Source organism: Xanthomonas melonis, from assembly GCF_020783655.1.
GTDB lineage: Bacteria > Pseudomonadota > Gammaproteobacteria > Xanthomonadales > Xanthomonadaceae > Xanthomonas > Xanthomonas melonis.
The window spans coordinates 268,925-287,741 of record NZ_JAJGQH010000004.1; the positions used below are offsets into that span (position 1 = coordinate 268,925).

Genomic DNA, 18,817 nt, shown 5'->3' on the forward strand with positions numbered 1-18,817 from the left:
GGGCGCTTGCATGAACGCGACAGGTCCGAACGCGGGAGGAGGGCTGCGCATCCTGCCGCCGTGCTGGAAGCGCTCGTAGGTGGGCAGTCCACGAACTGAAGCGGTTAACGACACGTCGCGAGCAGGCGTCAGGTGGGACGGACGGTACTCTGGAACCGGAACGTACGCGCGCGGCACATGCCGCTCCTGGTGCCCGCCGCGCCGGCCTGGCGGTTGCGCGGTAATGGTATCGACTGCTTTCTTACCAGATCACAACGCGGTCTTTCTCGGGCCGCACCATCGCATCGCCTGGCTTGCAGGAAAACGCCTTGGCAAATTCGGGCATGTTCGACGGTGAGGCAATGGCGCGTAGACGGTCGGGTGCGTGCGGGTCCCTGGTCAGCAACATCATCTCCTGCTGCTCGCGCGCCTGTCCACGCCAGCTACGGGCAAAACCGAGAAAGAACCGCTGGTCGGGACTGTAGCCATCGATGACGACTGCGCGTTCGGGGTGGCGGCGCAGCGCGGCCTGCAGTGCGTCGTAGGCGACGTTGGTTCCGCCGAGATCTGCAATGTTTTCACCAAGGCTGAGTTTCCCGTCGACGCGTAGATCCGGATGATTCGGCAACGGGACGTAGGCATTGAACTGCTCGACCAGTTTGTCAGCGCGTTGTTCGAAGGCCTTGCGGTCTTGCGGCGTCCACCAGTCGACATTATTGCCAGAACCATCGAACTTGCTCCCTTCGTCATCGAAGCCATGGGTTGCTTCGTGCCCGATCACGGCACCGATGCCGCCGTAGTTCAATGCGTCGTCAGCGTTGGGATCGAAGAAGGGCGGTTGCAGGATTCCAGCCGGAAAGCTGATGGAATTGCTACTTGCGCTGTAGTACGCGTTGACGGTTTGCGGGGTCGTCGACCAGCGCTTGCGGTCGGTGGCCTTGCCGATCTGTGCAATATCGTAGTAATGGTTGAACTTGGCGGCTGCTTGCAGATTGCGCTGATATGCGCCGGGGACGAGTTCCAGCCCGGACCAGTCGCGCCAGGTATCCGGATAGCCGATCTTGGGCAGGAATGTACTCCACTTGGCGATCGCTTTCGCTTTGGTTTGCGTACTCATCCAGTCGACGTTCTGGATGCGTGTCTTGAGAGCGGCACGGACGTTGTCTACCAACTCGCTGGCGCGTTGCTTGGCCTCTGGCGTGAAGGCCTGTGCAACGTAGAGCTGGCCCAGGCCCTCGCCCATGGCGGCATTGATCGAGCCCAGCACGCGCTTCCAGCGCGGCTGTTGCTCGGGTTGCCCCGACAGTGTCTTGCCATAGAACGCGAAGTTGTTATCGACGAAGGCTTTGCTGAGATTCCTGGATGCGTCGTCGATGGTATGGAAGCGCAGATAGGCCTGCCACTGCGCGATTGGCGCGCTGGCGAGCAATCGATCGAATTCGACAAAGAAGCGTGGCTGCGATAGCGAGAAGCCTGCACCGACATCCACGGCCTGGGCAGCGAAGAAGGTGGACCATGCAAAATGCGGGGTGAGTTTTTCAGCCTCGGCGACGCTGACCCAGTGATATTGGTTCTTGGGATCGCGTGCGTCGACGCGCGAAAGACTGGCCGCCGCCAGCCGCGTTTCGAGTGCAAGCGCATCCTTTGCCTGTTCCCTGGCTGTTGCCGCGCTACTGCCGGTCAACTCAAAAGATTTTGCGATATAGGTCAGGTAAGCCTCGCGAATGCGGGCGTGCGCAGCGGAGGTATAGAATTCCTTTGTCGGCAATCCGAGGCCTGCCTCGTTGGCGAAGCCGATCTGCATGTTCGCATCGCGGTAATCCGCATCCGCGCCGAACTTGAAGACCAACGAATCGCCTTCTGCAAATCGGCGGGAGATGTAGTCGGCAACGTCCTTGCCCGAGGTCAGGCTGGCGATCGCCTCGAGCTGGGCTCGAATCGGCTGGGCGCCGGCTGTCTCGATGGCCGCTTCATCCATGCCGGCTGCGTACAGCAGTCCGATTCTTCGTGCGACCGGATCGGGTTGTTGGTCCGCGCGTTCTGCTGCGCGTTCGGCGATCTCGCGCTGGATGAGCAGGCTCTTATCGACGAGAAGGTTGATGACGCCCCAGGACGTACGATCGGCGGGAATGGGGTTGGCCTTTTTCCAGGCACCGTTGACGAATGCGTCCAGGTTCTGACACGGGCTGGTGGTTGCATCGAGTTCACGGATATCGAACGCAGGCTTCGGTGTTGCGGCTGGTCTTGGCGCAGGCACCGATGCAGCGGCTTTTTCCTGAGTACTGCTGTCATCTGCTCCACGCCGGCAGCCTGTCAGGGCCACCATCAGGGCGAGCGCAAGCGCGGAGATCTTGGTCGGTGACATGGGCGTCGATTGTAGTGAGGGACGCCCAGCATAGGCGGACACATCTGCGGGGGGGCATGCGCTGAGTTTTATTGAGGATTGCGTGCAAGACTGCGTGCAGGATTGCACGTCGCCGTTGTCTGCAGCCGGTATCGAGGACTATGGGAACCCACCGAGCCATGACGGCCATGCGCAGCGATGGCGTCGTAGGCGAATGGAGCGCAGCATGCGCTGCCCTGGTAGGCGTCTTTCGACGCATGTCGGGAGAGATTGTCGAGGGTGGTAAGGGAGTGGTCTGCATCGGTCGCCGGTGCAGGCCGTCGATCGATGCAGCCAGGTGAACCGGCCGTCTCCCCAAAAAAAGCGGCGATCTTTCGATCGCCGCTCGTTCGTTCTACAACGACCGCGTAGTCACCAAATCACGACCTGCTTGTCGCCCTGGCGCACCATCGCATCGCCCGGCTTGCACGAGAACGCCGCTGCGAAGGCTGGCATGTTCGACGGCGCGCCAATGGCACGGAAATTCGCCGGCGCGTGCGGGTCGGTCTTCAGGCGCACCACCAGCTCTTCCGGGGTGAAGTTGCGGCGCCACACCGTGGCCCAGTTGAGGAAGAAACGCTGATCGCGGGTGATGCCGTCGGTCTTGGGATCGTCCTTGCCGGCGGTGGCGGCCTTCATGGCGTCGTAGGCGGTGTTGAGGCCACCCAGATCGGCGATGTTCTCGCCCAGGGTCAGGTCGCCCTTGACCTTGTCGCCGGCCGGGGTGCGGTAGCCGTCGAACTGCGCCACCAGCTTGCCGGTGCGCGCCTTGAACGCGTCCAGGTCCTTCTGCGTCCACCAGCCCGGATCGGGGATGAAGTTGCCGTCGGCACCGAAGCGGCTGCCCTGGTCGTCGTAGCCGTGCGTCATCTCATGGCCGATCACCGCACCGATGCCGCCGTAGTTCATTTCCTCCGGCGCGTTCGGGTCGAAGAACGGCGGCTGCAGGATGGCGGCCGGGAACACGATCTCGTTCTGCAGCGGGTTGTAGTAAGCGTTGACCGTCTGCGGGCTCATGCCCCATTCGGTCCTGTCCACCGGCTTGCCGATCTTGGACAGGTTCCACTTGTAGTTGAACGCCTGCGCGGCCAGCACGTTACCCAGGTAGCTGTCGCGACCGGTGGTCAGGCCGTTCCAGTCGCGCCATTTTTCCGGATAGCCGATCTTGGGCGTGAAGCTTTCCCATTTGGCGATCGCCTTGGCCTTGGTTTCCGGGCTCATCCAGTCCAGCTTTTCGATGCGGGCCTTCAACGCGGTGCGCAGATTGCCGACCAGCGTTTCCATCTTGGCCTTGGAATCGGCCGGGAAAGCGACCTTGACGTACATCTGGCCCAGCGTTTCGCCGGCCTGCCCGTTGATGGTGGCCAGCACGCGCTTCCAGCGCGGCTTGATCTCCTTCTGCCCGCGCATTGTCTTGTTGTAGAACGCGAAGTTCTCGTCCACGAACGGCTGGCTCAGGAACGGCGAGGCGCCGTCGACGGTGTGGAAGCGCAGGTAGGCGCGCCAGATCGCCGGATCGGTATCGGCGATCATCTTGCTCACTTCCTGGTGAAAGGCCGGGATCGCCAGCGAGAACATTTCCGGCGTGGCCACGCCCTGCGACTTGAAGAACTCGGTCCAGGACCAGTTCGGAGTCAGCTTGTCGGCATCGGCCGGGGAGATCGGGTTGTAGGCCAGCGAGGCGTCACGCGACAGCTCGGTGCTGGTCTTGGACACCTTGGCCAGACGGGTTTCGAACGCGACCACCTGTTTGGCCTGTGCGGCGGCATCGGCGGCGGACACGCCCGATAGCTCCAGCACCTTGGCGATATGCGCCTGGTAGGCCTCCAGCTTGGCCTTGTTGCTGGCGCTGGTGTAGTACTCCGGATCGGGCAGGCCCAGGCCGCCCTGCATGGCGTAGGCGATGTTCTGGCTGGACTTCTTGAAGTCTGCCTCTGCACCGAAGCCGAACAGATCGTTGTTGCCCTTGGAGGCGCTGCTGCGCAGGTAGTCGACCAGCTTGGCCTGGTCGCTGATCGCATCGATCGCAGCCAGTTCCGGCTTCAGCGGCTCGATGCCCTGGGCATTGATCTTGGCTTCGTCCATGCCGGTGGACCACAGGTCGCCGACGATCTTCTCCACGCCGGTGGCGCCGGTGTCGGCGGCGGCCTGTTCGGCCAACTGCTGCTGGATCGCATTGGAGCGCTCATCGAGCATTTCGAACGCACCCCAGCTGGTGCGGTCGCTCGGTACCGGGTTGGCGGCCAGGAACTTGGCGTTGGCGTAGGCGTTCAGGTCGGTACAGGCATTGGCGTTGGGATCCAGATCGGCCGCGGTGAACTGGTTTACCGCCGGCAACTTGCTCTGGTCCAGGGTCAGCGTCTTGGGCGCGGTAGGCGTGGTGGCCGCAGCGTCGCCCGCAGGGGCGGCAGGTGCCGTGTCGTCGGACTTCTTGCAACCGCTCAGTGCGGCCGCCACGGCCAGGGTCAGCGTCAGTAGATGAGGTGTGCGAATCACAAAGGCTCCAGGAGCAACAGTCGATTGGGTGGCGCCGTCACAGCGGAGCCGTGACGGCACTCTACCGTTCCATAGGGAATGACGCATGGTGTCGAAGGTCATGGTGTGGGGATGCCGCGTCCATCACGGCCGCAGCGCCCAGGCCGCCAGCAGGGTGCCTTGCGCGGCAGCCGAAGGACCAGAAGGCTCGGGCAGGTGCGAAACCGATCGAGGCCGCCGGATGCCGAATGAACATCCGGCAATAAACGTTCGGCCAGTCGCCCGCGGGAGCTGGCGCGGGATGGGGGTGGGCGGTGGTCCGAGCGCGATTCCCATCCGCCCCCGGCATCCTGGAGGACGCCTGCATGACCGGTTCGGGCCACCAGTGCTATATACAGGTGCATGCGCCGCCGCACGCCAGCGTTGGATGCCTTGATCATCGGTGCCGGCCATAACGGGCTGGTGTGCGCCGCCTATCTGGCACGCGCCGGCAGGAGGGTACTGGTGCTGGAGGCGCGGCCGGTGGTCGGCGGCGCGGCGGTGACCGAGGAATTTCACCCGGGCTTTCGCAACTCCGTTGCTGCGTACACGGTGTCGTTGCTGCAACCCAGGATCATCGACGAGCTGGCGCTGGAACGGCATGGCTTGCGTGTGGTGCCGCGGCGCATCAATAACTTTCTGCCGCTTCCCGATGGCCGTTACCTGCTCGCCGGGGCCGGGCGGACGCAGCAGGAGCTGGCGAAATTCTCGGCGCGCGATGCAGCGGTGTTGCCTGCCTATGAAGCCCGGCTGGAGCAACTGGCCGACGTGCTGCGTGCGCTTGCCCTGCAGGCGCCGCCGGACGTGACCGATGGCGGCTGGTTGCGGGCGTTGCCGCAGCTGTGGCAGGCCGGCAAGGTGGGCATGCAGCTGCAGGGTCTGCCGCTTGCGCTGCGGAGCGAGTTGCTGGACCTGTTCACCATCTCTGCGGCCGAGTATCTGCAGCGCTGGTTCGAGAGCGCGCCGATCAAGGCGCTGTTCGGCTTCGACGGCATCGTGGGCAATTACGCCAGCCCCTACACGCCCGGTACGGCGTACGTATTGCTGCATCACGTGTTCGGGCAGAGCAACGGGGTCAAGGGGGCATGGGGCCACGCCATCGGCGGGATGGGCGCCATCACCCAGGCGATGGCGGCCAGTGCGCGCGAGTCTGGTGCGCAGATCCGCACCCCGTGCGCGGTGGAGCGTGTGCTGGTGGAGCGCGGCCGGGCCGTGGGCGTCGTCACAGCCGAGGGGCAGGAGATTCGCGCCGCTACCGTGGTTGCCAACGTCAATCCGAAACTGCTGTATCAGCGGCTGATGCGGCGCGAAGACGTGCCTGACGAAACGCACGCGCGCATCGCGTACTACCGCTGTGGGTCCGGTACCTTCCGGATGAATGTCGCGCTCTCGCGCCTGCCGGACTTCACCGCGCTGCCGGGCGAGGGCGACCATCTCACCGCCGGCATCATCCTGGCACCGAGCCTGGACTACATGGACCGCGCCTGGCATGACGCACGCACCTCGGGATGGTCGCGCGAACCGGTGGTGGAGTTACTGATCCCCAGCACCCTGGACACTACGCTGGCACCGCCAGGGCAGCACGTGGCAAGCCTGTTCTGCCAGCACGTGGCACCGCAGCTGCCAGACGGCAGCCGCTGGGATGATCATCGCGAAGAAGTGGCCGATCTGATGATCGCCACCGTGGAGCGCTACGCGCCAGGTTTTGCTGCATCGATCCTGGGCCGGCAGATCCTGAGTCCACTCGACCTGGAACGTATCTTCGGCCTGATTGGCGGCGATATCTTCCACGGCGCCCTGAGCCTCAATCAACTGTTCAGCGCACGCCCCCTGCTGGGGCAGGGCGCGTATCGCGGCGCGATCCCCGGGCTGTATCTCTGCGGCTCGGGCACCCACCCGGGCGGTGGGGTCACCGGTGCGCCTGGGCACAATGCGGCGCGGGTGATCCTCCGCGGCTGACGCACTCGTTGCGAACGCGCACGAAAAAAGGCCTCGGGTTCACCGAGGCCAGGAGCAAGCGCCATTCGATCGGCGGAAGCGTCATGATGACGCTTCCGCCGAGCATCGATCAGAAATCGTACGATGCGGTGAGACGAACGTAACGTGGCGTGTTGTAGTTATAAGGCTGCAGACCGACCCGGTAGGTGTTGGAAACGACGAACGGAGAATCTCCTTCGTATACACCGTCCACTCGATTGACTGTACGGTCGTTGAGGACATTGAAGACCTGCACGCCGATAGCCAGCTTGTGATCGGCGAAACCGGGGCGGTAGGTCAAACCGAGATCCAGGTTCTTGATCCACGGGGTGCGGCCCGCATCGCCAGGGCGGGACGGTTCGCCACCACAGTAGTGATAACCAGAGCCATAGCCGATCGGGTCGTAGTTAACAGACTCCGCATCCGGGCCGCCGTAGAAGCCCAGGCAGGAAATCGGCGTGCCGGACATGACACGCAGCGTTGCCGAAGCCATCCATTCCGGATTGATCTGATATGCGCCGAATGCCTTCAGCTGGTGTCGACGGTCGTTGGCCAGGCTGCCGCCTGCGTAGTACATCAGCGCAGCCGCATCCCAGTCCTGGGTCTTCGATATGTCGGCCTGTCCCAGATCGGACTTCACTTGGCCTTCGGTATTGCCATAGCTGTGTGACCAAGTGTAGTCGACGCGGCCGTACCACTTCTCGTTGAAGGGATGCTCCACGAACAGGTCGACCGATACGTAGCTACGTTTGGCCTTGTCGGTGAAACCCCAATCCGCCTGCGACATCGCCACCTGCGTATAGCCGGAGCCGTTGGTGTTGGCGAGGTTATAGGTATTGGTCTTGCCAGGATTGAACATCACGCAGCCGGGGATGCTGACGCTGCCGGAATCCCCGCCATTGGCGTCGATCTTGTCAGCGATGCGTGCGGTGTCGCAGACGTCGTCGATGGCGGCCTGCAGCTTGCGATACGTCACCTTCGCGCCCGAGTTCCAGCTTTCGCCGAGCGTCTTCTCGAACCCGAGGATGAATTCATCCTGGTACTGAGACTTCAGGTCTGTCGGTGCGAACGCATTGGGATCCGGCGCTTGGCCGAACTCACCATTGCTGGAAACCGGTCCGGGACCGATGGGGCGAAGCCCGGTCGGTTCGCCGTTTGCGTCGATGCCGGTGTAAGCAAAATACTCGTCCGTGAACGTAGATGCCGATGCGCCGCGAATTGCGACCTGGTTAGGCAGGGCGAGGTAGTAACGACCAAGGTTTGCGAAGACCTTCAGCGACGAATCTCCGAAGACGTCCCAGCTTGCGCCAAGACGTGGAGCCCATTGGTCGCCGCTGTCCACGTAAGGGACATGGTCGCTGTTGAAGTTGGTGAACTTGTCGTTGCGGATACCCAGCGTCACCAACCAATGATCGTTGACCTGCCAGCGGTCTTCTACGTAGTACGCCTTCTGTTCCACGGCCATGCTGGTGGTGGTGGTGAAGATGCGTTGCTGCACGTAGTACCCATTGGTTCCCGCACCGGTGGCCCCGACACCTAATGAGCCGCGAACAGGAGTGACCTCATCCACAGCGCGCCCGTAGGTCCACTGGTATCCAGGGCCGGTCGTGCGAACGCCTTCGTCGTAGGCATTGAAGTACATGTTGTCCACGCCTGCAGTGAGGTCGTGATCGCCGAGCCGGTAATTCAATTCCAGGCGCAGGTTACGGGTCTTGTTGATCGGATCGTCTGCCTTCGACCTGTTGGTCGCCTGGGCGTTGGAAATCGGTGTGCCGCCGGTGATCGCCGGATTCTGCAGGTTCAACCCTGCAATGAACGGGAGCGACGAAACCAGCGGGTTAAACTGCTGATTGTGCTGTGTACTTCTGCCCCACATCGCATTTAGGGTCAGGTCGTCGGTGATATAGCCCGTGTACTTGAAGACATCGTAGGTGTCTTTGATCTTGAAGGTATCGGGGAACAAGCCCGACGGACCGCCGTCCGACATGGTGTCGTAACTGTAGTTGCTATAGGAGCCAGCACGGCGATCAGTGTTCTCGATACGCGTGTACTCCAGGATATTGCTGTCGTTGATGTTCCAATCCACTTTCCCGTAGAACTTGGGAGAGCTGTAGTCGTAGTGATTGCGTCCCTGTGCTCTGGCCGCCGTGGCAGTGCTGGTGACGGCGCCATCGGTCTTGTCGGTCTCGCCGGCCACGAAGATGAACAGTTTGTCCTCGATCAATGGACCGCCCGCGTAAGCGCTATAAACGGTGCGACTTTGCACGTCGCCCTTGCTGCTACGGTACATCGTGCCAGGAAGTTCAGGATCTTCGTATCTGTAACGTGGATTCGCGTTCAATGTATTGCTGGGATACCAGACGTCTCCAACGGAACTTGCGAGGTTCTTGGGTTCCCAAATCGCCTGTGCGCCGAACCGCCATTCGTTGGTACCACGCTTGCCCAACTGGTTGATCACGCCGCCAGTGGAGCGGCCATACTTGGCGCTGTAACCACCGGTATAGGTTTCCTGCTGGTCGATGGCGCCATAAGGCAGGCTGACGCCGCCCAGATTGCTCAAGGGATTGCTGACGTTGAAGCCATTGATGTAGTACGCGTTCTCGGTGACGCCGGAGCCGCCGAAAGACACCACCGAACGGGATCCATTGTTGAATGCGCCGCTGCCTGCGACTGCGCCCGGTGCGAGCAGCGCGATCGCTTCGGCGCTACGGCCTAGCGGCAGCGTTGCCAGCTGCTCGGAGGTGATCACCGAGCGCGAGCTGGTGGAGCTGACATCGATCTTGGGTGCGTTGGCAGCGGTGACCGTGATTGCACCAAGCGTGGTGGCATCCGCATTGCTGCCCGCGGTGCTGGCGCCAGCGAATGAGACTTCGGTGCCGGATCCCACGCGCAGCTGCACATTCTCGCGGGTATCGATGACCTGGTCACCGCGCTTCAGGGTGACGGTGTACGCGCCCACTGGCAGCGAGCCAAGGTTATAGCGGCCGTTCGCATCGACAGTGATGGTGCGGCTGAGGCCGGTGTCGCTCTGCACGACAATGGTGCTGCCGGCTTCAGAGGGAGCGCTGCCGTAGATGCTGCCGGTGGTGCTCTGTGCATAGACCGCGCCATTGCTGAGGCAGGCGCCGAGAACGGCGGCGAGGGCGGTGCGTTTGAGAACGTTGCGACGAAATTGCTTGCTCATTCCTGACCTTTCACTGGAATTCGGTTAAGGGGCGGTCACCGGGGAGTCAGATGGCCTTAACCCGAACGTAATGAACCTGTGCTCTTCAGTGCAACCGAATACGGCCATTCATTAACAGATGAAGTCAGATCCGCACTAAAAATGTGGAATTCAGCACAATTTTCCTGTGGTGAAACGGTCCGGAGAGCAATCTCGACAATAACCCTCGCGACATTGGTTACGTTTGGTACAGATAATCGGGCGAGAGCCTTTACTTGATGGAGGCATCAGCTCCTGCGAGATGCGAGGTTCCATTGGCTGATGAATTGCACAATCGAAGAAGCCCCGACATGCGGGGCTTCTTCAACTGCGATCCAGCTCAGATCAGAATCTGACCGTGGTTCCCAGGTAGAAGAACCGGCCGACGTTGTCGTATAGCGCAGAGGTGAAATCCGAGCCGAAGTAGTTGCGCGGCGGATCCTTGTCGAAGGCGTTGTCGATGCCCAGGTAGACGTCGATCTTCGAGCCGGGGAACTGATAGCCGAACTGGAAGTTGTGGTAGGTGTACGAGCCGTTCTTGATCGGGCTGGCCGATCCCGGGTTGCTGTTGTAGCTCTCCGGGGTCACGCGCAGGTTGCCGTCCACATAGTTCATGTCCCACGAGGCGCGCCATTCGTTCCAGTTGTACTTGGTCTGGAACTGCGCACGCCAGCGCGGATCGGTCACGTAGGTCACGTATTCGTCGTATTCCTGCGGGAAGTCCTGGAACACCCATTCGCGCGATTGGATCAAGCGGGTGCCGACCAAGCGCAGCACGGTGTTGCCTTCGCCGATCTGGAAGCGGTAATCCATTTCCAGATCCACGCCGACGCGACGCGAGCGTGCCAGGTTCTCGTTGAGCGCCTGCCAGCCGATGATGCTGTGTTCGGGATAGATGCGGCCCTGTGGATCGGTGAAGCCGCCCAGCGGAGCGCGCTGCACGAAGCCGCAGAAGCTGTTGTTGATACCGCCGGGGTTGTCCACGCAACGCGTGGCATTGGTTTCGGCCGTCACGGTGCCGATGGCGTCGCGCAGATCGATACGCCAGTAGTCGATCGACATGCCGAACCCTTCGAAGAACTCCGGCTGCCACACCAGGCCGTAGGACAGGCTGCGCGCGCGCTCGGGCTTGAGTTCCGGATTGCCGCCGCTGACGCCGGGGCGGGTGGCGGTGTAGGTATCGATCCAGCCTACCGGAATGCCCAGCGCGCTGCAGTTGGCCTGGCGCAGTGCCACATCGCCGGCCGTACCGGGGCGATTGCTGTTGGTGGGAAGGTAGTTGCAGGGGTCGTTGATGCTGGCGAAGTTCTCGCTCTGCGAGTCGTACAGTTCGCCGATGCTGGGAGCACGCACCGCCTGGGCCAGGGTGCCGCGCAGGCGCAACGACGGGATGATGGTCCAGTCCAGGCCAATGTTCCAGGTCTTGGTCGAGCCGATGCTGCTGTAGTCCGAATAGCGCCCCGCCAGATCCAGCGCCAGACGATCCACGCCCGGCAGCCCGGCCAGTAGCGGAATGGTGCTTTCGACGAAGACTTCCTTGACGTTGTACTCGCCGCCGCTGTTGGGAATGGCGTTGAGGAAGGTCACGCCGGAGGCGGCCAACGGATCGGTGATCTCCTCGCTTTGTTCCTTGCGGTATTCCACGCCGCCGGCGATGCCGATGTCGCCAGCCGGCAGCGAGAGCAGGCTGCTGTTGGCTACCGAGGCGTTGAATACGGTCTGCTGGATCTTTGCCTGCGAACGCGCAGTGGTGTTGAACCAGGCGGCCGCTTCCGGAGTGACCGCGCCATTGCCGAAGATGCTGAAGGGCACACACCCTTCGCGTGCCAGCGCCGAATACACGCGCCCGGTGTTGGGGTTGACCGCAGTCGGATCCAGCGTGGTGCGGCAGACGATATTGCCGCTGGCATCGCGCGCGGCATCGATACCGGCCTGCCAGCGCTCGTTGATGCGGTTGTTGAGATTGAGCCGGTCCACGGTGGTCTTGCCGTAGTTGGCGGACACGTCGTAGGTCCAGTTGTCGGTGAAATTGCCCTCGGCACCGAGGACGGCGCGGTAGGTCTTGCGCTCGATGTTCTCGCCGCGGCGGCCAGCATCGACGTTGAAGCGGTTCATCAGGATCTGGGTGGCACCGCGCGAATCCATCAGCGCGCCGAGCTGGGGGCTGACGTACGGGTTCTGGCGGCGCACGCGCAAGGAACTGTCGAACGCCGGCTGGCCGAAGAACTCCGAATCGGTCTCGCTGTACTTGCCTTCGAAGAACACGCGATGGTTCTCGCTGAGCTCGAAGTTGACCATCGTGTTGACGCTCTTGCGATCGAAGCCTGGCTGTAGATCGGCCACGGCGTTGAGATCGACGAAGTCGCAATCCACGCAGGAGGTATTGCTCACCACCGTGCCGCCGTAGCGGTTGCGGCGGAAGCTGCCGTCTGGGTTGAACAGGTAACGGTTGCCGTAGCTCGCCGGGTTACGGAAGTCGAAGGTGCCCAGATTGAAGGTGCCACCGTAGGAGGTCGAGTGGTTACCGCCCGGGCCGCTCAACACGGTCTGCGGATTGCTCTCGCTCGGCGGGCGGGTAGGGTCGAAGCTTGGGTTCTGCACGCTGACCAGGTATTCGCGGCCGATCGCCCGGTTGCCGCGGCCGAACCGGTCCTGCTTGCTGTACTCGGCCGAGATGGCGACGTTGCCGCGACCTTCGGCAAAGTCGGTGCCGGCGGAAAAGCTGGCGAACGAACGGTTGTAGTTGCCTTCGTCGGCCAGGCCGGTTTGCGCACGCGTTTCGAAACCGGTGAAGGATTTCTTGAGAATGAAGTTCACCACGCCGGCCACCGCGTCGGCGCCGTATACCGCCGAGGCGCCACCGGTGATCACTTCGACACGCTCGACCCATTCCACTGGAATCGTGTTGACGTCCACTGCGGTCGAGCCAGGACTCGAGCCCACGTGACGGCGGCCGTTCACCAGCACCAGTGTGCGGTCCACGCCCATGCCGCGCAGATCGAGCAAGCCCAGGCCGGCGGTACCGATGAAGCGGGTGGAGTTGCCCAGCGTGTAGCTCGGCGCCAGCGCCGGCATGCGCGCCATTAGATCGCTGATGGTGGTCGCGCCGGTGGCGCGGATCTCTTCGGCACTGATCGCGGTCACCGGAGAGGGCGTGACAAAGCCGGTACGCGCGATGCGCGAGCCGGTGACGGTGACCTTGTCCAGATCGGTGGTGCCGGATGCGAGTCCGGTATCGGATTGCGCGGCCACGTGGCCGGCAGGAGCAACCAAAGCAGCCAACAGGGCGGCGCTCAAGCGATGGCGACGGGTGAGTGGCTGGGAACGAGTCGACATGACGTGCAGATTCCTTGCAAAAATGCGTACGAACCAGCCGCGCTCGCTGAGTGGCGGCTGAACTGAATTCCGAACGTAACAACTTCTTAATAATGTGTCCACATTTGTGAAATACGGCAAGAATTGACACACCCTCTGTGTGGACGGTCTGCAACGTGGAAGGTCGGTACCGCGTCTGCAGGTGTCGTGGCAGCCGGTACACTTACGCTCTTTCCGCGCAGCCGCGTGGCGTTGCGCACGCCGCGGCAGCTGCGCACGACGAACTGGATGGACGATGGCAACGATGACGAAAGATCGATGGCGCGCTGAGCCCGCCACCGCGGCAGTGGGCTGCGCATGAGTAGCGAACGCAGGATCGCCGCGCACGCGGTGCAGGGCGCGCTGACGCCACATCCGCGTATCCGCAATGTGATTGCGGTGGGCTCGGGCAAGGGCGGGGTGGGCAAGTCGACCACGGCGGTGAACCTGGCGCTGGCCTTGCAGCAAAGCGGCGCGCGGGTGGGCGTGCTGGATGCGGACATCTACGGCCCCAGCGTGCCGGCGATGCTGGGCCTGAGCGGCCGGCCGGACAGTCCGGACAATAAATCGATCGAACCCCTGCGCGCGTTTGGCATCGAGGCGATGTCGATCGGCCTGCTGGTCGACCAGGACACCCCGATGATCTGGCGCGGCCCGATGGCCACGTCTGCCCTAACTCAATTGTTCAACGACACGCTGTGGGACGATCTGGACTATCTGCTGATCGACCTGCCGCCGGGTACCGGCGATATCCAGCTCACGCTCTCGCAGAAGATTCCGGTCGCCGGCGCGGTGATCGTCACCACCCCACAGGACATCGCCACACTGGACGCGCGCAAGGCCTTGAAGATGTTCGAAAAGGTCGAGGTGCCGGTGTTGGGCATCGTCGAGAACATGGCGGTACATACCTGTCGCCAATGCGGCCATCGCGAACATCTGTTCGGCGACGGGGGCGGCGAGCGCATGGCCGCACAGTACGCGGTGCCGCTGCTGGGGTCGCTGCCGCTGGATATCGGGATCCGCGAGCAGGGCGATGTCGGCCGGCCGATTGTGGTGGCGGAACCGGAGTCGGTGGCAGCGCAGGCCTATCTGGCGGCTGCGGCGCGCCTGGCGGAAGAGCTGGGCAAGCGTCCGCGCGCCAGCATCCCGATCTCGGCCTCCCTGCTCTAGCGTTCAGGCCGGCCGCCACCAGCAGCCGCTGCTAGACTTTGCCGTCTTTACGCGCGGGCCGTCCGGCCCGCCGCCTTCCGTCTTCAAGGAACACCGCATGAGCATCAAGAGCGACCGCTGGATCAAGCGCATGGCCGAACAGCACGCGATGATCGAGCCGTTCGAACCCGGCCAGATCAAGCACGATGCCGCCGGGCAGCGCATCGTCAGCTTCGGCACCTCCAGCTATGGCTACGACGTGCGCTGCTCGCGCGAGTTCAAGGTGTTCACCAACATCAACTCGACGATCGTCGATCCCAAGCACTTCGATCCGGGCAGCTTCGTGGATATCGAGTCGGACGTGTGCATCATCCCGCCGAACAGTTTTGCGCTGGCGCGCACGGTGGAGTACTTCCGCATCCCGCGCGACACGCTGGTGGTGTGCCTGGGCAAGAGCACGTACGCGCGCTGCGGCATCATCGTCAACGTGACGCCGCTGGAGCCGGAGTGGGAAGGCCATGTGACGCTGGAATTCAGCAACACCACGCCGCTGCCGGCGCGCATCTACGCCAACGAAGGCGTGGCGCAGATGCTGTTTTTCCAGTCCGACGAGATCTGTGAGACCTCCTACAAGGACCGTGGCGGCAAATATCAGGGTCAGACCGGGGTGACCTTGCCGCGCACCTGATGGCGGAAGCGCGCGAAGTCGCGTGGGCCGGAGGCTCAGTCGGTCGTCAGTAGTCGCTGGCGACGACGGACCAGTTGGTGCACTCCGCCCCAGATCAGCATCAGCGCCCACCAGGCGGCGATCAGTTGGCCCAGGTCCATGCGGGTCAGGCCGAGGTTGTTGAGCAGGAACAACCCGCCCAGGATGATCAGGAACAGGCCGGGAATCAGTCGGTACATGGCAGCGTCCTCGTCGGGTGTGAGGCCATGCTGCGCCCGTTGCGCCCGTCGATCAGGTGCCGGAAGTCAACACTTGCAGATGACAGTCGTCATGTTGACTGTTGCCTCTAGGGCGACAGCGGCACGCGGGTAGCCGGCGCTCCTGCGATCAAGCGCAGCAGCTGAAAGTTTGAGGTGCTGCGATCAGTGGGGCACGGGGCGCCGCCCGTACCCTCATCCGCCCCTGCGGGGCACCTTCTCCCGGTGGGAGAAGGGACTTGCGCGATTCGGTTGTAGTGCCAGGACCGGGAATCACGTTCCTGCCGTCACAACGAGCCGCCGAACGGAGAATCTTCAGCGCAAGTGCACGCTGTGACCAATCCCGATTCCCGATTCCCGAATCCCGAATCCCGAATCCCGAATCCCGAATCCCGAATCCCGAATCCCAGCCCCACCTACTTCCCACGCCCGAACAGCATGCCGATGCCGCAAGCGACCAGCGCCGCCGGCCACCAGGTGGCGATCAGCCGGCCCAGACTGAGGTTGGTCCAGCCCAGATTGTTGGCCAGGAACAGCAGGCCGACCAGAATCAGGATCAGCGCGGCAACGACGTTGGATTTCATGCGAGCAAGGCAGGTGGCGAACGGGTGCCTATCGTAGCCGTTGCGCCCACGCAGCGACACGCTGTTGCAGGGCGTCGGGATCGAAGCGCTGCGCACTGCCACTGCCCCACACCGGCCCCGGCCAGGCCGCATCGCCGGGATGACGGCCGACCAGGTGCACGTGCAGCTGGCGCACGATGTTGCCCAGCGCGCCGATATTGAGCTTGCTCACCGCAGGTTCGGCGCGCAGCAACTGCGAGAGCTGGTTGATTTCGGCCAGCAATAAACGCTGCTGGCCGCCATCCAGATCGATCCATTCGCTTGCATCGGCCACCCGCGGCACCAGCACTAGCCAGGGGAAGCGGGTGTCGTCCATCAGCCGCACCTGCGACAGCGGCCCGTCGGCGACGAACACGCTGTCCGCTGCCAGGCGCGGGTCGAGCTGGAAATCGCCTGGAGGCGTTCCCGGTGCGGCATCGTTCATCCCAGGTGGGCCTCGAAGAATCCCAGGGTACGTTGCAGCGCGCGCTCGGCGCTGTCGGCGTCGTAGTGATTGGGATCGACGCTGCGGTTGAAGGCGTGGCCGGTGGGATAGACGAAGGTTTCCATCTGCGGCAGCTTCTCGCGGTGCGCCTGGATGGCCTCCGGCGGAATGCTGGTATCGCGTTCGCCGAAATGGAACATCACCGGCGCCTTCGGGGCTTCGTCCAGCAGTTGCGTGTTCCGGCCGCCGTAATAGCTCACTGCCGGCAGCCCCAGGCGGATGGCCGACAGCAGCGCCACCGAGCCGCCCCAGCAATAGCCGACGGTGCCCACCTTGCCGGCGCGGCTCAGCAGGGTGGCGGCGGATTTCACCACCTCCACCGCACGCTCCAGGCCCACCGCGTTGGCCAGCGCCAGGCCGCGCTTGAGGCTGTCCTGGTCGTAGGGCAGTTGCACGTCTTTCTCTTCCAGGTCGAAGAAGGCCGGCGCCAGGACCTCGTAACCGCGTGCGGCGTAGTCGTCGGCCACCGCGCGGATATGCTCGTTGACGCCGAAGATCTCCTGGATGACCACCAGGCCGCCGCGCGGGCTGGAAGCGGGGGTGGCGTGCCAGGCGGCGACCTGGCCGTCGGGGGTATCCAGCGTGGTCCAATGACCCATGGGAATTCCTGATCTGCGGCGGGGAGACGCGCATTATCGACCGGATCCGTACGGCGAAAAGTGAGGGTTTCGCAAAGCCGGCCGGGCTGGCGCGGCGCGGCGGTTCAGAGCGCTGCCCGCGCGCCGCTATAATTGGCCTGCTCAGGCCCCAGGCCGCTCCGTTCCCAGGCTCCTGCTTCCATGTCCCAGCTGAACCCCAAAGTCGGCTTCGTCAGCCTTGGCTGCCCGAAGGCGCTCGTCGATTCCGAACGCATCCTCACCCAGCTGCGCGTGGAGGGCTACGACATCGTGCCCAGCTACGACGCCGCCGACGTGGTGGTGGTCAATACCTGCGGCTTCATCGATTCGGCGGTGACCGAATCGCTGGACGCGATCGGCGAGGCGATGAATGCCAACGGCAAGGTCATCGTCACCGGCTGCCTGGGCAAGCGCCCGGAGCAGATTCGCGAGGCCTATCCGCAGGTGCTGGCGGTGTCCGGGCCGCAGGATTACCAGAGCGTGATGGAAGCGGTGCATGCGGCGCTGCCGCCGCGTCACGACCCGTTCGTGGATCTGGTACCCGATTACGGCATCAAGCTGACCCCGCGGCATTACGCATACCTGAAGATTTCAGAGGGCTGCAACCACCGTTGCAGCTTCTGCATCATTCCCTCGATGCGCGGCGACCTGGCTTCGCGCCCGGTGGACGAGGTGCTGCGCGAGGCCGAGCGGCTGGTGCGCGGTGGGGTCAAGGAGTTGCTGGTGGTGTCGCAGGACACCTCCGCCTACGGCGTGGACCTGAAGTATGCCGAGCGTCCATGGCGCGACCGCATGTACCAGACCCGCATGAAGGCGCTGTGCGAAGGCTTGTCGGAATTGGGTGTGTGGACGCGCCTGCATTACGTCTACCCGTACCCGCACGTGGACGATGTAATCCCGTTGATGGCCGAAGGCAAGCTGCTGCCGTATCTGGACATCCCGTTCCAGCACGCCAGCCCGCGCATCCTCAAGCTGATGAAGCGGCCCGGTGCGGTGGAAAAGACCCTGGAGCGCGTGCAGCGCTGGAAGGCGATGTGCCCGGAGATCACCGTGCGCTCCACCTTCATCGTCGGTTTTCCCGGCGAAACCGAGGCCGAGTTCGAATCGCTGCTGGAGTTCCTGGACCAGGCGCAGCTGGATCGCGTCGGCGCGTTCGCGTATTCGCCGGTGGACGGCGCCAGCGCCAACGCATTGCCGGATCAGGTGCCGGAAGAGGTGAAGCAGGAGCGGCTGGCCCGCTTCATGGCCCGGCAGGCCGAGATCTCCGCCGCGCGGCTGGAGGCCAAGATCGGCAGCGTGCAGCAATGCCTGGTCGACCTGATCGAGGACGACATCGCCGTGGCGCGTTCGCGCGCCGATGCGCCGGAGATCGATGGCCTGGTGCATATCCAGAACGGTGGCGAGCTTGGCCTGAAGGTCGGCGACCTGGTCGACGTGGAAATCACCGACAGCGATGAGCACGACCTGTTCGGCGATGCGCTGCCGTCTGACCGAGCGGTGCAGCCGGGGCGGGCATTGAACCTGCAGATGATTTAGAGGGTGTTTACATAATGGTAATCTATGATCCCAACGTGGAAACAAGGGATCGAGATGGGGCGCCCACCCAAGATT

General features: G+C 63.3%; 12 protein-coding genes and 1 other RNA gene. 4 read left to right on the forward strand and 9 right to left on the reverse strand.

Annotated features, from left to right (window positions below):
* Positions 1–102: 102 nt before the first annotated feature.
* From LL964_RS06155 to LL964_RS06165, 3 genes are all read right to left on the reverse strand, one after another.
* A non-coding RNA gene (locus tag LL964_RS06155) (sX9 sRNA) lies at positions 103–179 on the reverse strand.
* Positions 180–241: 62 nt separating this feature from the next.
* Positions 242–2,344, reverse strand: coding sequence for a M13 family metallopeptidase (locus tag LL964_RS06160; RefSeq protein WP_104587404.1), 2,103 nt, complete (start codon positions 2,342–2,344; stop codon positions 242–244).
* A gap of 390 nt (positions 2,345–2,734) precedes the next feature.
* Complete coding sequence (locus LL964_RS06165; RefSeq protein ID WP_104587444.1) at positions 2,735–4,837, reverse strand: M13 family metallopeptidase; 2,103 nt, start codon at positions 4,835–4,837, stop codon at positions 2,735–2,737.
* Positions 4,838–5,239: 402 nt separating this feature from the next.
* Here LL964_RS06165 and LL964_RS06170 point away from each other — a divergent pair, with 402 nt between their 5' ends.
* Positions 5,240–6,835, forward strand: coding sequence for a phytoene desaturase family protein (locus LL964_RS06170; protein WP_104587405.1), 1,596 nt, complete (start codon positions 5,240–5,242; stop codon positions 6,833–6,835).
* Positions 6,836–6,944: 109 nt separating this feature from the next.
* Here LL964_RS06170 and LL964_RS06175 read toward each other — a convergent pair whose 3' ends face one another.
* Positions 6,945–10,037 (reverse strand): TonB-dependent receptor, encoded by a 3,093-nt coding sequence (locus LL964_RS06175; RefSeq protein WP_104587406.1) that lies wholly within the window; start codon positions 10,035–10,037, stop codon positions 6,945–6,947.
* 363 nt (positions 10,038–10,400) lie between these two features.
* Positions 10,401–13,391, reverse strand: a complete 2,991-nt coding sequence (locus tag LL964_RS06180; protein WP_104587407.1) for a TonB-dependent receptor plug domain-containing protein — start codon at positions 13,389–13,391, stop codon at positions 10,401–10,403.
* Between the two features lie 336 nt (positions 13,392–13,727).
* Here LL964_RS06180 and apbC point away from each other — a divergent pair, with 336 nt between their 5' ends.
* Both apbC and dcd read left to right on the forward strand, forming a co-directional pair.
* Positions 13,728–14,579, forward strand: a complete 852-nt coding sequence (gene apbC / locus LL964_RS06185; protein ID WP_104587408.1) for an iron-sulfur cluster carrier protein ApbC — start codon at positions 13,728–13,730, stop codon at positions 14,577–14,579.
* Between the two features lie 97 nt (positions 14,580–14,676).
* Complete coding sequence (gene dcd / locus LL964_RS06190; protein WP_104587409.1) at positions 14,677–15,246, forward strand: dCTP deaminase; 570 nt, start codon at positions 14,677–14,679, stop codon at positions 15,244–15,246.
* Positions 15,247–15,281: 35 nt separating this feature from the next.
* Here the strand turns inward: dcd and LL964_RS06195 are convergent, their stop codons facing one another.
* The 4 genes from LL964_RS06195 to LL964_RS06210 all read right to left on the reverse strand — a co-directional run bounded on the left by LL964_RS06195 (position 15,282) and on the right by LL964_RS06210 (position 17,188).
* Positions 15,282–15,464 carry a LiaF transmembrane domain-containing protein gene (locus tag LL964_RS06195; protein ID WP_104587410.1) on the reverse strand — a complete coding sequence of 61 codons (183 nt, stop codon included), beginning with the start codon at positions 15,462–15,464 and terminating at the stop codon, positions 15,282–15,284.
* Positions 15,465–15,898: 434 nt separating this feature from the next.
* Positions 15,899–16,066 (reverse strand): LiaI-LiaF-like domain-containing protein, encoded by a 168-nt coding sequence (locus tag LL964_RS06200; RefSeq protein ID WP_003486900.1) that lies wholly within the window; start codon positions 16,064–16,066, stop codon positions 15,899–15,901.
* 28 nt (positions 16,067–16,094) lie between these two features.
* A complete protein-coding gene (locus LL964_RS06205) occupies positions 16,095–16,529 on the reverse strand; it encodes an HIT domain-containing protein (RefSeq protein ID WP_104587411.1) in 435 nt (144 codons plus the stop codon).
* On the reverse strand, positions 16,526–17,188 hold the full coding sequence (locus LL964_RS06210) for a dienelactone hydrolase family protein (RefSeq protein WP_104587412.1): 663 nt from the start codon (positions 17,186–17,188) through the stop codon (positions 16,526–16,528). Before LL964_RS06210 ends, LL964_RS06205 begins: the two co-directional genes overlap by 4 nt.
* 180 nt (positions 17,189–17,368) lie before the next feature.
* Between LL964_RS06210 and rimO the strand changes: the two genes are divergently transcribed.
* Complete coding sequence (gene rimO, locus LL964_RS06215; RefSeq protein ID WP_104587413.1) at positions 17,369–18,742, forward strand: 30S ribosomal protein S12 methylthiotransferase RimO; 1,374 nt, start codon at positions 17,369–17,371, stop codon at positions 18,740–18,742.
* The last annotated feature ends 75 nt before the right edge of the window (positions 18,743–18,817 follow it).

Excerpts from the sequence above, each read along its gene's own strand:
- LL964_RS06160 (WP_104587404.1), bottom strand. The coding sequence starts at position 2,344 with ATGTCACCGACCAAGATCTCCGCGCTTGCGCTCGCCCTGATGGTGGCC.
- LL964_RS06170 (WP_104587405.1), top strand. The coding sequence starts at position 5,240 with ATGCGCCGCCGCACGCCAGCGTTGGATGCCTTGATCATCGGTGCCGGC.
- LL964_RS06175 (WP_104587406.1), bottom strand. The coding sequence starts at position 10,037 with ATGAGCAAGCAATTTCGTCGCAACGTTCTCAAACGCACCGCCCTCGCC.
- LL964_RS06180 (WP_104587407.1), bottom strand. The coding sequence starts at position 13,391 with ATGTCGACTCGTTCCCAGCCACTCACCCGTCGCCATCGCTTGAGCGCC.
- apbC (WP_104587408.1), top strand. The coding sequence starts at position 13,728 with ATGAGTAGCGAACGCAGGATCGCCGCGCACGCGGTGCAGGGCGCGCTG.
- dcd (WP_104587409.1), top strand. The coding sequence starts at position 14,677 with ATGAGCATCAAGAGCGACCGCTGGATCAAGCGCATGGCCGAACAGCAC.
- LL964_RS06195 (WP_104587410.1), bottom strand. The coding sequence starts at position 15,464 with ATGTACCGACTGATTCCCGGCCTGTTCCTGATCATCCTGGGCGGGTTG.
- LL964_RS06200 (WP_003486900.1), bottom strand. The coding sequence starts at position 16,066 with ATGAAATCCAACGTCGTTGCCGCGCTGATCCTGATTCTGGTCGGCCTG.
- LL964_RS06205 (WP_104587411.1), bottom strand. The coding sequence starts at position 16,529 with ATGAACGATGCCGCACCGGGAACGCCTCCAGGCGATTTCCAGCTCGAC.
- LL964_RS06210 (WP_104587412.1), bottom strand. The coding sequence starts at position 17,188 with ATGGGTCATTGGACCACGCTGGATACCCCCGACGGCCAGGTCGCCGCC.
- rimO (WP_104587413.1), top strand. The coding sequence starts at position 17,369 with ATGTCCCAGCTGAACCCCAAAGTCGGCTTCGTCAGCCTTGGCTGCCCG.